Annotated in this window: 11 protein-coding genes; 7 read left to right on the top strand and 4 right to left on the bottom strand. The window is 71.1% G+C overall.

The genetic code is table 11. The features are described from left to right. Window positions 1–6: 6 nt before the first annotated feature. Window positions 7–378 carry a M48 family metallopeptidase gene (locus tag L3i22_RS02685; RefSeq protein ID WP_221325427.1) on the bottom strand — a complete coding sequence of 124 codons (372 nt, stop codon included), beginning with the start codon at window positions 376–378 and terminating at the stop codon, window positions 7–9. A 263-nt stretch (window positions 379–641) separates the two neighbouring features. On the opposite strand from L3i22_RS02685, the gene L3i22_RS02680 reads away from it, so the two are divergent. From L3i22_RS02680 to L3i22_RS02655, 6 genes are all read left to right on the top strand, one after another. Beyond that, on the top strand, window positions 642–1,379 hold the full coding sequence (locus L3i22_RS02680) for a response regulator transcription factor (RefSeq protein WP_221325426.1): 738 nt from the start codon (window positions 642–644) through the stop codon (window positions 1,377–1,379). Window positions 1,380–1,381: 2 nt separating this feature from the next. Continuing rightward, on the top strand, window positions 1,382–2,965 hold the full coding sequence (locus L3i22_RS02675; protein WP_221325425.1) for an ATP-binding protein: 1,584 nt from the start codon (window positions 1,382–1,384) through the stop codon (window positions 2,963–2,965). A gap of 202 nt (window positions 2,966–3,167) precedes the next feature. Continuing rightward, on the top strand, window positions 3,168–4,232 hold the full coding sequence (locus L3i22_RS02670; RefSeq protein ID WP_221325424.1) for a 3-deoxy-7-phosphoheptulonate synthase: 1,065 nt from the start codon (window positions 3,168–3,170) through the stop codon (window positions 4,230–4,232). A 135-nt stretch (window positions 4,233–4,367) separates the two neighbouring features. Further along, the gene (locus L3i22_RS02665; RefSeq protein WP_221325423.1) at window positions 4,368–6,533 is read left to right on the top strand and encodes a glycosyltransferase family 39 protein; all 2,166 of its coding nucleotides are present in this window, start codon (window positions 4,368–4,370) and stop codon (window positions 6,531–6,533) included. Between the two features lie 174 nt (window positions 6,534–6,707). Then, window positions 6,708–7,937, top strand: coding sequence for a bifunctional glycosyltransferase family 2/GtrA family protein (locus L3i22_RS02660; RefSeq protein ID WP_221325422.1), 1,230 nt, complete (start codon window positions 6,708–6,710; stop codon window positions 7,935–7,937). 380 nt (window positions 7,938–8,317) lie between these two features. Next, a complete protein-coding gene (locus L3i22_RS02655) occupies window positions 8,318–8,593 on the top strand; it encodes a DUF3040 domain-containing protein (protein WP_221325421.1) in 276 nt (91 codons plus the stop codon). 395 nt (window positions 8,594–8,988) lie between these two features. Here the strand turns inward: L3i22_RS02655 and L3i22_RS02650 are convergent, their stop codons facing one another. From L3i22_RS02650 to L3i22_RS02640, 3 genes are all read right to left on the bottom strand, one after another. Next, window positions 8,989–9,576 (bottom strand): hypothetical protein, encoded by a 588-nt coding sequence (locus L3i22_RS02650; protein WP_221325420.1) that lies wholly within the window; start codon window positions 9,574–9,576, stop codon window positions 8,989–8,991. Window positions 9,577–9,755: 179 nt separating this feature from the next. Continuing rightward, complete coding sequence (locus L3i22_RS02645) at window positions 9,756–10,847, bottom strand: DNA glycosylase AlkZ-like family protein (protein WP_221325419.1); 1,092 nt, start codon at window positions 10,845–10,847, stop codon at window positions 9,756–9,758. Window positions 10,848–10,866: 19 nt separating this feature from the next. Continuing rightward, window positions 10,867–11,475 carry a GNAT family N-acetyltransferase gene (locus L3i22_RS02640; RefSeq protein WP_221325418.1) on the bottom strand — a complete coding sequence of 203 codons (609 nt, stop codon included), beginning with the start codon at window positions 11,473–11,475 and terminating at the stop codon, window positions 10,867–10,869. Between the two features lie 160 nt (window positions 11,476–11,635). Here L3i22_RS02640 and L3i22_RS02635 point away from each other — a divergent pair, with 160 nt between their 5' ends. Beyond that, the gene (locus L3i22_RS02635) at window positions 11,636–12,319 is read left to right on the top strand and encodes a trans-aconitate 2-methyltransferase (RefSeq protein WP_221325417.1); all 684 of its coding nucleotides are present in this window, start codon (window positions 11,636–11,638) and stop codon (window positions 12,317–12,319) included. Window positions 12,320–12,427 lie beyond the last annotated feature (108 nt).

Genomic DNA, 12,427 nt, shown 5'->3' with positions numbered 1-12,427 from the left:
CAGACCCTATGCGTCGGCGTTCTTGCCGAGCCAGGTCTCGACCCGGCGCAGCGCTTCCTGGTAATCAGCCTGCTGCTTCATCGCGGCGGCCAGCCGCAGGTGCGGGAGCGCTTCCCGGAACCGGCCGGCCCGCTCCAGGGTGCGGCCCAGCACGTGATGCGCGTAATGATCCGACGGATCATGCTCGATCAGTGCCCTGAGCTGCGTCTCCGCCCCGTTGAGCTGGGCCGAGTTGAAGTAGGCCCGGGCGAGCAGCTGACGGACCGCGGCGTTGTGCGGCTCCGCCTCGACGATCGGTTCGAGCAGCCGGGCCGCGCCGAGCGGGTCGCCGGACTCGAAGAAGAAAGTGGCCCTGCGGTACTCCTCGAGAAGATCCACGTGACAGCTCCCCACGCTCGTCCGCCGACTTTGACCAACGCTTGCACAACATCGGGTCGACAGCGAGTGTTCCACCCCTCCCAGGTTCCCGACAAAACCCAACAAAACTGCTTATTGCGTACGGAGAAATGCCGCTAACGCTTGAACCGGAAGCCGCCCGTGCCGAAAACCAAGACGACACCTCTCTCCTATAGGGCACTTCCACAGCTGCTACACAGGAAACGGAAAGCCGACGCCGAGCGTCGCCGACCACAGTTGGGGACATGACGATGGCGAACGCAGACTCCAGCACCGAACTCCGGCGGCCCGACGGCACCCCGGTTCGCGTACTCGTGGTGGACGACGAGCCGACGCTGGCCGAGTTGCTCTCGATGGCGCTGCGCTACGAGGGCTGGGAGGTCAAGAGCGCCGGCGACGGGCTCAGCGCGGTGCGGACGGCCCGGGACTTCCGGCCCGACGCCGTCATCCTGGACATGATGCTCCCGGACATCGACGGGCTGGAGGTGCTGCGCCGACTGCGCGGCGAGTCGCCCGAGGTGCCGGTGCTGTTCCTGACCGCGAAGGACTCGGTGGAGGACCGGATCACCGGCCTCACCGCCGGTGGCGACGACTACGTCACCAAGCCGTTCAGCCTGGAAGAGGTGGTGGCCCGGCTGCGCGGGCTGATGCGCCGGATGGGGCACGCCCCGATGCGCACCGAGTCGCAGCTCGTCGTCGGCGACCTGACCCTGGACGAGGACTCGCACGAGGTCCGCCGGGGCGGTGACCTGATCACGCTGACCGCGACCGAGTTCGAGCTGCTGCGCTACCTGATGCGCAACCCGCGCCGGGTGCTCAGCAAGCCGCAGATCCTGGACCGGGTTTGGAACTACGACTTCGGTGGGCAGGCGAACGTCGTGGAGCTGTACATCTCTTACCTGCGCAAGAAGATCGACGCCGGCCGCGCGCCGATGATCCACACCATGCGCGGCGCCGGCTACGTACTCAAGCCGGCCGACTGACCATGCGCGCTGCCGACAAGGCCCACCCCCGCCCCGCCCGCTGGCGCAGCCCGGCGGGCTGGCCGCTGCGTACCCGGCTGGTCGCCACCATGATCGCCCTGCTCGCGGTCCTGGGCCTGGTCGTCGGCGGCACCGCCGAGCTCTATCTGTACAACTCGCTGCGCAAGCAGAACGTCGACCAGCTCACCGACGTCTCCCGGCGAATCGGATTCCAGGCGCCCAAGAATTTCGGCGGCAGCCCTCCGGGTGGGCCGGGCGGCTCGAATTCCTCCAGCGGAACGAACAGCAAAAGCGCTCTACCCGGCGGCACCCCGGACAACACCATCGTGCTGGAGCAGGAATCCGACGGCACCCTGTCCGGCGGTGTACTGAAATTCACCGAATCGTCGCAGGAGATCGCCGAGCTTCCGGCGGCCGGCAAGGCAATCGTCCTGAGCGAGGTTCCCACCAACGGGGATGTCGTGACCGTCAACCTCGGCAGCAACCTGCCGCGGTACCTGATGGTCCGGGTCGTCCGGAGGGAGGGCGACGTCTATTACGTCGGCCTATCGCTGGAGCGCACGAACTCGACGTTGCTTACCGTCGCGGGCTTCACCGGTTGCATCGTCCTCGGGTCGCTGCTGATCGCTGGGTGGGGTGGGGCGCTCATTGTCCGCCGTACCCTCAAGCCTCTTGACCGAGTGGCCGCAACCGCGAGTCGCGTCGCTGAGCTCCGCCTCGATCGTGGCGAGGTGCAACTCGCGCAGCGAGTGCCCGAGCAGGACACCGACCCGCGCACCGAGGTCGGCCAGGTCGGCGCCGCGCTGAACCGGATGCTCGACCACATCGGCAGCGCGCTGGAGTCGCGGCACGCGAGCGAGATGCAGGTCCGCCAGTTCGTCGCGGACGCGAGTCACGAACTGCGCACGCCGCTGGCCGCGATCCGCGGCTACGCCGAGCTGAGCCGGCGCAGCCGCCAGCCGGTCCCGGACGAGCTGGCCCACGTGCTGGGCCGGGTCGAGTCCGAGGCGAAGCGGATGACCGCCCTGGTCGAGGACCTGCTGCTGCTCGCCCGGCTGGACGCCGGCCGCCCGCTGGCGCAGGACCCGGTCGATCTGACCATGCTGGCCGTCGACGCGACCAGCGACGCGCACGCCACCGCTCCCCGGCACTACTGGCAGCTGGACCTGCCGGACGAGCCGGTCACCGTGATCGGCGACGGCGCCCGGCTGCACCAGGTGTTGGCGAATCTGCTGGCCAACGCCCGCACGCACACCCCGGAGGGCACCACCGTCACGGTCAAGGTCGGCACGATGCCGAACGCGGCCGTGCTCCAGGTGATCGACAACGGTCAGGGCATCCAGGCCGATCTGGTCCCGCACATCTTCGAGCGGTTCGCCCGCGGGGACAGCTCGCGGTCCCGCGCGGCCGGCAGCACCGGCCTGGGTCTGTCGATCGTGCACGCGGTGGTGATGTCGCACCGCGGCAAGGTCGGCGTGCAGAGCCGGCCGGGGCAGACCATCTTCACCGTGATGCTGCCGGCCGCGACCTCGCAGGTCGTCCCATCAGCTGAACATCACACGCCATATCTGCCACGGGTCGGTTGATCGGGCTATGCTGGCGGGCGTGTCTCGGACGTGGTCGTTCTATTGGTTTACGAGGCCGGCTCAAGCCGGTGCCTCGGCCATGACCGCATGACCTGAGACACCCCGCCAGAGCCGGCTGAGGCAGCGACGACGTCGCTGCCTTTTTGTTTGCCCCGAGCAAACCGGCTCTCGTCCAGGGCCGGTTGAAGGAGAGAGATCACCGATGACCGCCCCCGAGGTGCAGCGCGTCCGTGACCAGCGGATCGAGAAGATCGTGCCGCTGATGAGCCCGGCCCTGCTGCATCACGAGCTGCCCCTGACCACCGATTTGCACGACACCGTGCTGGCCGGCCGCAAGCAGGTCGAGGACGTGCTGAACGGCCGAGATCAGCGCCTGCTGGTCGTGGTCGGCCCGTGTTCGGTGCACGACCCGGCCGCCGCCGCCGAGTACGCCGACCGGCTGCAGGTCGAGGCCGAGCGGCTCAAGGACGACCTGCTGATCGTGATGCGGGTGTACTTCGAGAAGCCGCGCTCCACGGTCGGCTGGAAGGGTCTGATCATGGACCCGGCCCTGGACGGCACCGGTGACGTCGGCGAGGGCCTGCGGATCGCCCGCAAGCTGCTGCTCGAGGTGGTCGGCCGGGGTCTGCCGGTGGCCGTCGAGTTCCTCGACCCGATCACCCCGCAGTACATCGCGGACACCGTGGCCTGGGGTGCGATCGGCGCCCGGACCGTCGAGTCGCAGGTGCACCGCCAGCTCTCGTCCGGCCTGTCGATGCCGATCGGCATGAAGAACCGCCCGGACGGCAGCGTCTCCACCGCGGTCGACGCGATCCACGCCGCCGCGGCGCAGCACGTCTTCCCGGGGATCGACTACTCGGGCACCCCGGCGATCCTGCACACCACCGGCAACCCGGACTGTCACCTGGTGCTGCGCGGTGGCGGCGGCAAGCCGAACTACAGCGCCGCGGACGTCGAGGCGTCGATCGCACTGCTGCGCAAGGCCGGCCTGCCGGAGCGCCTGGTGATCGACTGCTCGCACGGCAACAGCAACAAGGACCACAACCGGCAGCCGCTGGTGGCCGAGGACATCGCCGGGCAGATGGAGGCCGGGCAGCACGCGATCAGCGGCGTGATGCTGGAGAGTTTCCTGGTGCCGGGTCGCCAGGAGCTGGGCGCCGAGATGACGTACGGCCAGTCGGTCACCGACGCGTGCATGGGCTGGGACGGCACGGTCGCGGTGCTGGAGCGGCTGGCGGCCGCGTCGGCCAAGCGCCGGACGCTCTGACCAGGGGTTCTGGTGGGTCCCGCCGACATCGGGCGGGACTCACAGGGACCACACAGCCACGGCACAAGGATGCGACAGGGCCCGCGTAAACAGTTCATCGAGTACGAATCCACCAGCTCTCTGGGAGTTCGCCCGATGACCTCGATTACGTCAACCTCTCCGCCGGACGCCGCAGCGGTCGTCGAGGGCGAGCCGGTCGTCGACGAGACGCCGTCCCCACCGCGTGACCGCACCGGCGCCGCCCGCTGGCTCCTCGGCCGCAGCGACGCCCCGTGGATCCGCCCGTCCCTGTTCGCGCTGCTGATCGGCACCGCGTTCCTCTACATCTGGGGCCTGGGCGCGTCCGGCTGGTCCAACGCGTTCTACTCGGCCGCGGTCCAGGCCGGCTCGGCGAGCTGGAAGGCGTTCTTCTACGGCTCGTCCGACGCGGCCAACTCGATCACCGTCGACAAGACTCCGGCCTCGCTGTGGATCATGGCGATCTCGGTACGCATGTTCGGCCTCAGCACCTGGAGCATCCTGGTCCCGCAGGCGCTGCTCGGCGTGGCCAGCACCGGCCTGCTCTACGCCACCGTGCGACGCGGCTTCGGCCCGGCGGCCGGCCTGATCGCCGGCACGGTCACCGCGCTCACCCCGGTCGCCGTGCTGATGTTCCGCTTCAACAACCCGGACGCCCTGCTCGTGCTGCTGATGGTGGCCGGGGCGTACGCCACGCTGCGCGCCGTGGAGAGCGGCTCCACCAAGTGGCTCGTGCTCGCCGGGGTGTTCGTCGGCTTCGGCTTCCTCACCAAGATGCTCCAGGCGCTGCTGGTGGTCCCGGCGTACGGCCTGGCGTACCTGATCGCCGGCCCGCCCAAGCTACTCAAACGCGTCTGGCAGCTGCTGCTCTCGCTCGGCGCCCTGATCGTCTCGGCCGGCTGGTACATCGCGATCGTCGAGCTGGTGCCGGCGTCCGCCCGGCCGTACATCGGCGGTTCGCAGAACAACAGCCTGCTCGAGCTCGCCCTCGGCTACAACGGCCTGGGCCGGCTCAACGGTGAGGAGACCGGCAGCGTCGGAGGCGGCGGTGGCGGTGGCGCCGGCGGCGGGATGTGGGGCGAGACCGGCTGGAGCCGGATGTTCGACTCCTCGCAGGGCGGTCAGATCTCCTGGCTGCTGCCGGCCGCGCTGATCGTGCTGGCCGCCGGTCTGGTGATCACGGCCCGCCGGGCCCGCACCGACCTGCAGCGCGCCGGCCTCGTGCTGTGGGGCTCGTGGCTGCTGATCACCGGGTTGATCTTCAGCTTCATGCAGGGCATCTTCCACGCGTACTACACGGTGGCGCTCGCCCCGGCGGTCGGCGCGGTGGTCGGCATGGGCGTGACCCTGCTCTGGAAGCACCGGGCGAACATCTTCGCGGCGCTGACCCTGGGCGCGACGATCGCGGTCACCGCCTGGTGGTCGTACACGCTGCTGGGCCGCAGTTCGGACTTCCTGCCCTGGCTGCGCCTGCCGGTCCTGATCGTCGGCATCGTGGCGGCGGTCGCGGTGGTCGCCTCGTTCCGGCTGGGCCGGCGGATCGCCCTGGTCGGCGGGGTGATCGCGCTGATCACGGCGCTGGCCGGGCCGGCGGCGTACGCGGTGCAGACCGCGTCCCAGCCGCACACCGGGTCGATCCCGACGGCCGGCCCGTCGAGCGGCGGCATGGGCGGTCCGGGCGGCGGTCGCGGTGGCGGCAACCGCGGCGGCGGGGGCGGCTTCCCCGGTGGCGGCCAGAACGGCGGCGGATTCCCGGGCGGCGGTCAGAACGGCGGCGGTTTCCCCGGTGGCGGAAACTTCGGCGGCGGCCAGGCCCCGGGTGGCAACAACACCAACACCCAGGGCGGAAACACCCAGGGCGACGGTACGCAGGGTGACGGCGCCCGTGGCGGCCGAGGCATGGGCGGCGGCGGAATGGGCGGCCTGCTCAACGCCGCGACGGTCAGCACCGAGATGAAGGCCCTGCTGGAGCAGGACGCCGGCAAGTACACCTGGGTCGCCGCGGCGATCGGTTCGCAGAACGCCTCGGGCTACCAGCTCGCCACCGAGAAACCGGTGATGGCGGTCGGCGGCTTCAACGGCACCGACCCGTCCCCGACGCTCGCCCAGTTCCAGGAGTACGTGGCGGCCGGGAAGATCCACTACTTCATCGGCGGCAGCGGGATCGGCGGCGGTGGCAGCTCGGGCAGCAGCGACAGCAGCCAGATCTCCGCCTGGGTGACCGAGAACTTCACCGCGACGACCGTCGGCAGCACCACGGTGTACGACCTCACCGCGAGCTGACCACCCTCCACATCCGACCCACGCGGGCGGCTCCCTTCCGGGGCCGCCCGCTTTCGTCGTACCGAATGGTCCGAAACATCCCTGATACAAAGCGGACAGAAAGGCTCAACAACTCACAGTTGGCCCACAGCCTTCTTATACAGCGCGCAAAGACGCGGGACGGAAATTGTTCCCATGAGCCTTTCGACGCTGCCCTCGCAGGACGCCGGTTCGGCCCGCGTCACCGCACCGGTGCTCGACGTGGTCGTGCCGGTCTACAACGAGGAGGTCGACCTCGAGCCCTGCGTCCGGCGGTTGCACGCGTACCTCGCCGCGCATTTTCCCTACCGGTTCCGGGTCACCATCGCGGACAACGCGAGCATCGACGGCACCGCGGCCGTGGCGCAGCGTCTCAAGGCAGAGTTTCCCGAGGTCGAAGCGGTGCACCTGACGCAGAAGGGCCGCGGCCGGGCGCTCAACCACGTCTGGACGCACTCCGACGCGGCGATCCTCGCCTACATGGACGTCGACCTCTCGACCGATCTGGGCGCGCTGTTGCCGCTGGTCGCGCCGCTGATCTCGGGCCACTCCGACCTCGCGATCGGTTCCCGGCTGGCCCGCGGCTCACGCGTCGTCCGAGGTGCCAAGCGCGAGTTCATCTCCCGCAGTTACAACCTGATTTTGCGTACGACGATGGCCGCCCGCTTCTCCGACGCGCAGTGTGGCTTCAAGGCGATCCGGTCCGATGTGGCCCGCCGGCTCCTGCCGATGGTGGAGGACACCGGCTGGTTCTTCGACACCGAGATGCTGGTCCTGGCCGAGCGGGCCGGCCTGCGCATCCACGAGGTGCCGGTGGACTGGGTGGACGACCCGGACAGCCGGGTCGACATCGTCTCGACCGCGATGGCGGACCTGAAGGGCATCGTCCGGATCACCCGCGCGCTGAGCAGCGGAAAGCTCCCGATCGCGACGCTCCGCGAACAGCTCGGGCGCAACCCGCTGCCGGTCGAGGGCGTGCCGACCGGCCTGACCGGGCAGCTGATCCGCTTCGCCGGGGTGGGCGTGGCCAGCACGCTGGCGTACCTGGCGCTCTACGCCCTGCTCCGGGTCGGTGTCGGCCCGCAGGCGGCGAACCTGATCGCGCTCCTGGTCACGGCGGTGGCGAACACCGCGGCGAACCGGCGGCTGACCTTCGGCGTGAGCGGCACGGACGGCGCGCTCCGGCACCAGGCGCAGGGGCTCGTGGTGTTCGGCATCGGCCTGGCGCTGACCAGTGGCTCGCTCGCCCTGCTGGACGCGGCCGCCACCCAGCCGTCCCGGATGGTCGAATTGTCGATCCTGGTGCTGGCCAACCTGATCGCGACCGCGGTCCGCTTCCTGCTGATGCGCATCTGGGTGTTCCGCGGTTCCCGGGAGCGCGCCTGATCCCCCTCGCACTGTCTTCGATCCTTCGATTCGGAACATCAACTGCGCGGCGCCCGATAACTCGGGCGCCGCGTTTTTCGCAGCCCCGTGACCAGTCGTTTCTCTCGCCATCTGACCTGATCGGCTCGATCCGTGGGACGGCATTCGGACGGTTCGCACCGTCATCGAAACACGGCAAAGCCGTTGTACCGGGTGCCGAACACCTTTCCGGTCATATCCCCCGCTGGGCGCGTCGATCGGGTCCACAGGTAGTTCGGGCGAAAAATTCGGCACACGCAGACGTATCACGGAAGCAACTCAGAGGTAACAATGGGCTTTGATCGGGATAGCCGACCCTCGATCCTTGCTTCACCGGCGCGGCGACCGGAAGGTAGCAAAACATGCTCAGCAAAGAGGACAGCCGACGGCTGGCACAGCTGGAGCGCCAGCTCCGGCGCGACGACCCCGACTTCTGCGCCCGGATGGGCGGCGGGAACTTCAGTGTTCCGGCCCCCCGGCCCCCGTTAGCCCTGTTCTTCGTCGCCGCCGCGATAGCCGTCGCCGCGATCGTCCTCGGTGCGGTCGGCTGGTGGATCGCCGCCGTCACCGTCGCCGCCTGGAGCCTCGTCACCGCGGCCGGCGCGTTCTACCGCCTGCGCAAGTTCCGCACTCCCTGAGACCGGCCTCCTCCGATCGAGCCCGCGCCCGGCACGGCGCGGGCTCGCTCACACTCAGCCCCACCCAGCCCAGCCCGCCCGCCCCCACCCCACCCGGCTCGGCTCGGCCCGGCCCGGCCCGGCTCGGCTCGGCCCGGCCTGGCCCGGCTAGGCTCGGCCTGGCTCGGCCCGGCCCGGCTCGGCGCGGCTCGGGCGCAGCACAACCCAGGCCCAGGCCAGCCCGGAACCAACCTCAGCCCGGGCCGAGTCCCAGTCCCAGGACCAGGACCAGGACCAGGACCAGGACCAGGACCAGGACCAGTGTCGGCGCGGCGTCCGAGCGCGGCGCCTCGCGGTCAGGAGTACTGGAACGCCTCGCCTCGCGGTCAGGAGTACTAGAACGCGGCGGCTCGCGGTCAGGGGTGCTGGAGGGCGGCGAGGACGGCGGCTCGGGGGCTGGACAGCACCAGACGGCCGGGTAGCAGGGCGGCGGCCGGGGCCATGCTCGGCTGGGCCAGCACGATCACGTCGGCCGCCACGTCACGCAGCTGGGCCGCGATCGCCTCGTGGTAGCGGCCCAGCTCCCCGGCCTCGAAGTACGACCAGGCCGCCAAGCACGGCACCGGCACCAGATCCGCCCCGGGATCCTCCTCCAGCAGCAAAGCGGTCGTCGGCTCCAGCGTGGACTCCACCGCGTAGGCCACCGCGATCCGCCCGCCGATGGCGACCGCGGCCCGCGCCATCGGCCGGTCCCCGCGAACCACCCCGGCGCGTTCCGCCTCCGGCCCGATCGTCGAGCAGGTGCAGACGATCACGTCGGCCCCGGCCAGCTCCCCCAGCCGCGCCCGGACCCGTTCCTCGACCGGAATCCCGGCCCGCGCGTCGGCGAGCAGGCTCGGGTCGACCACATGCTCGTCCCGCCACCCCGGCGCCAGCTCGGCGACCAGCGCACGGAACGTCGCCACGTGCACCTCAGCGGTATGCAGGAACCCGATCGTGCTCACCCGAACACCGTAGCGGCCACCAAAGCCCAGCCTGCCGCATCACCCCACGACCCCAAACACCCCGGGCCCGCACCCGCAGCCCAACCCAGCACGCCACACGCCCCGCGCGCAGCCGTCGAGACGCCACACGCCGCGCCCGCAGCCGGGTGCGACAAACACGGGCGGCGGAAGCGGCCTGGTCACTCGAAGGTCGTGGTGGCGGACGGGACCCCGCGGGCCCGGGCCACCTGCGCCGCCTCGGCCTCGATCCGCTCGCGCCGGGCGGCCGTGAGCGGCCCGAAGGCGGTCACCGTCAGGTCCACCCGCTTCTTCCCGGACAGCCGCGGACGCCACACCCCGGCGATCTCCCCGTCGAGCAGCACCACCCCGGGATTGCCGAGCACCCGCCACACCTCTTTGTGCCGCTCCCGCTCCGGCACGAGAACGTCCCGATCCCGCCCCTGGAGCAGCGGATCCATCGCCGGCAGGAGCCGGGCCCGCGTCGGCGTGGCAGCCGACTCCAGCGCGCCCACCCGGTCGGCCGGCAGCCACGCCTTACGCCCGTCGACCCGCAACTCGACCAGCTCGGCGGGCCAGACCGCACGAATCTCCGCAGTAGTGCTGAGCAGGTATTTCGCGACCTCCGCGGGCCCGGCCGGACCGAGGAACCGCAGGTAGGTCGCGATCAGCTCGGCGATGCCCCGATTGGCGGCCGGGATCGGGCCGGTGTCCAGCGGCCCGAGCATCGCGTCCCGCCCCCGGGACAGCACCCGCACGCCGCCGGCCAGCCCGGCCTGCTGCCAGACCGTCCCGGAGATGTGCCGGGCCCGGCAGGCCTTGCAGTCGAAGGTCAGCTCGCGCGGCACCAGCGCGCTGACCCCGGTGCTCGCCGCGCCGCGCGGCATCGGCTCGCGCACCACCTCGCGGAACGCCTCCGCCGTGGCCCGCAGCGCCGCGACCCCGAGCCGCGCCGCCTGCGGGATCGCGCCGCTCTTGATCCGCGCGCTCGCGTCGGCGTCGCTGACCGGCCAGAGCCGCTCGCTCAGCGCCGCGACGTCGCCCAGCCGGTGCAGCTGCGGCGCCCCGCGCGCCGCCCAGACCGTGACCAGGCGGTCATCCTCCAGGTCGGCACTGGTCCGCGCGGCCAGCGCGACGCTGGTCGAGCCCGGGGTGTACTCCTGCACGCCCAGGTCGAGCACCGGCAGGTCGGCCGGCCGCGCGTCGCCGCGCTCGGCGAGCCCGAGGGCGGCCAGGCGGAAGGCCATCACCTGGGTGCGATCCACGTTGATCATTCGCCCACCTCCCGGTCGGTCAGGTGCGACGACCGTACCGCCGGGCTGCGACATTTCTCAGGCGTTCGCGGCGCGCGCCGGGCAGGCCGTCCACGTACTCCCAGGTGTCGAGGCTGGTCGGGCCGTACGGCCCCTCCTGTGGGATCGGCGGCTCGCCGGTCAGCCGGTAGCCGCACCGGCGGGCCACCGCGGTGCTCGCCGAGTTGCCCGGGTCGATCCGCAGCAGCAGCCGGCTCAACCGCAGCGTGCCGCAGGCATACTCGGTGAGCAGCGACAACGCGGCCGACGCCAGCCCGCGCCGCCGATGGGCCGCCCCGACCAGATAGCCCAGCTCGGCCTCGCCCAGGGCCGGCTCGACCCCGAACAGCAGCACCTCACCCAGCGGGGTGAACCCGTCCGTGGTGATCGCGAGCTGGATCCGCCGCCCGGTCAGCCGCCCCTGCCGGGCCCGTTTCAGATAGGCCAGCCCCGCCTCGACGTCGAACGGGGACGGCATCGGCGTCCAGCGCGCGATGTCCGGCTCGTCCAGCATTGCCACGAGATCTTCCAGATCGTCGGGCGTCCATTCGCGCAGCACGACGCCATTGCCCGCCAACCTCAGCGGGTGCGGCAGCGGGCGGGCGGTCACCCCCAGATCCTGCCCAGAAAGACCCGTATGCGGCTAGTGGCGATTCGACAGGTCACAGCAGACGATTCTTGACCGCCGATCCGTCGGATTACCGATTTCATCCAGGGCGCCCTTCAGGCACCCTTCACCCCAGCTTGTCGCGCACGGCAGCATTTGCTCCATGTCCAACTTCCCGGGTACGCCCCCATCCCGCCCCACCCCGCCGATCCCGCCCGCCGGCCCGGCCACGCCAGCGACCGCTCCCGGCAGCCGGATCCTGCCCGCCACCACCGACGGGCACTGGGCGACCTACAACGCCGAGCAGGCCGACCGCCCTGTCCGTGAGACCTGCCGCCGAGCGATGGACCTGGCCGGCCGGGGCGCCGGTCGGACGGCCGTCGACCTGGGTTGCGGCGCCGGCCGCGAGACCCGCGCCCTGCTCGACGACGGCTGGCGGGTCGTCGCCTACGACAGCGACCCGACGATGCTGGTCGCCGCCGACCGCGGCCACCCGGCGCTGACCGCCCACCTGCTCGGCTTCGAGCAGATCACCGAGCTCCCGCCGGCCGACCTGATCTACGCCGGCTACGCCCTGCCGTTCCAGGAGCCCGCGTCCTTCGATCGCGTGTGGACCCTGATCCGCGCGGCACTGCGCCCGGGCGGCCGGGTCGCCGTCGACGTCTTCGGCGTCCACGACGCCTGGTCCGCCACGCCGTGGATGACGTTCCTGACCGCCGCCGGGGCGCGGGCGCTGGCCGACGGCCTGACCATCGAGCACTGGCACGAGCAGGACGAGATCGGCCCGGCCTTCAGCGGTCCCAAGCACTGGCACGTGTTCGAGCTGATCGCCCGGCGCCCGGTCTGACCCGAGCCTTGCCGGCCGGCGCTCACGGTCGTACCGAAAGCGGCCCTTGATCTCCGTGAGGAGCAGCGGCCTTGGGCGGAACAGCGACCGTGAGCAAAAGCGGCCGGG

The organism is Actinoplanes sp. L3-i22 (genome assembly GCF_019704555.1).
In the GTDB taxonomy this organism is placed as follows: domain Bacteria; phylum Actinomycetota; class Actinomycetes; order Mycobacteriales; family Micromonosporaceae; genus Actinoplanes.
The sequence above is the reverse complement of the archived record's forward strand: the minus strand, read 5'-3'. Positions and strand labels throughout refer to the sequence as shown.

Bases quoted from the DNA above. Each gene is read 5' to 3' on its own strand.
- L3i22_RS02635 (WP_221325417.1), top strand. From the start codon at position 11,636: ATGTCCAACTTCCCGGGTACGCCCCCATCCCGCCCCACCCCGCCGATC.
- L3i22_RS02655 (WP_221325421.1), top strand. From the start codon at position 8,318: ATGCTCAGCAAAGAGGACAGCCGACGGCTGGCACAGCTGGAGCGCCAG.
- L3i22_RS02680 (WP_221325426.1), top strand. From the start codon at position 642: ATGACGATGGCGAACGCAGACTCCAGCACCGAACTCCGGCGGCCCGAC.
- L3i22_RS02670 (WP_221325424.1), top strand. From the start codon at position 3,168: ATGACCGCCCCCGAGGTGCAGCGCGTCCGTGACCAGCGGATCGAGAAG.
- L3i22_RS02645 (WP_221325419.1), bottom strand. From the start codon at position 10,847: ATGATCAACGTGGATCGCACCCAGGTGATGGCCTTCCGCCTGGCCGCC.
- L3i22_RS02660 (WP_221325422.1), top strand. From the start codon at position 6,708: ATGAGCCTTTCGACGCTGCCCTCGCAGGACGCCGGTTCGGCCCGCGTC.
- L3i22_RS02665 (WP_221325423.1), top strand. From the start codon at position 4,368: ATGACCTCGATTACGTCAACCTCTCCGCCGGACGCCGCAGCGGTCGTC.
- L3i22_RS02675 (WP_221325425.1), top strand. From the start codon at position 1,382: ATGCGCGCTGCCGACAAGGCCCACCCCCGCCCCGCCCGCTGGCGCAGC.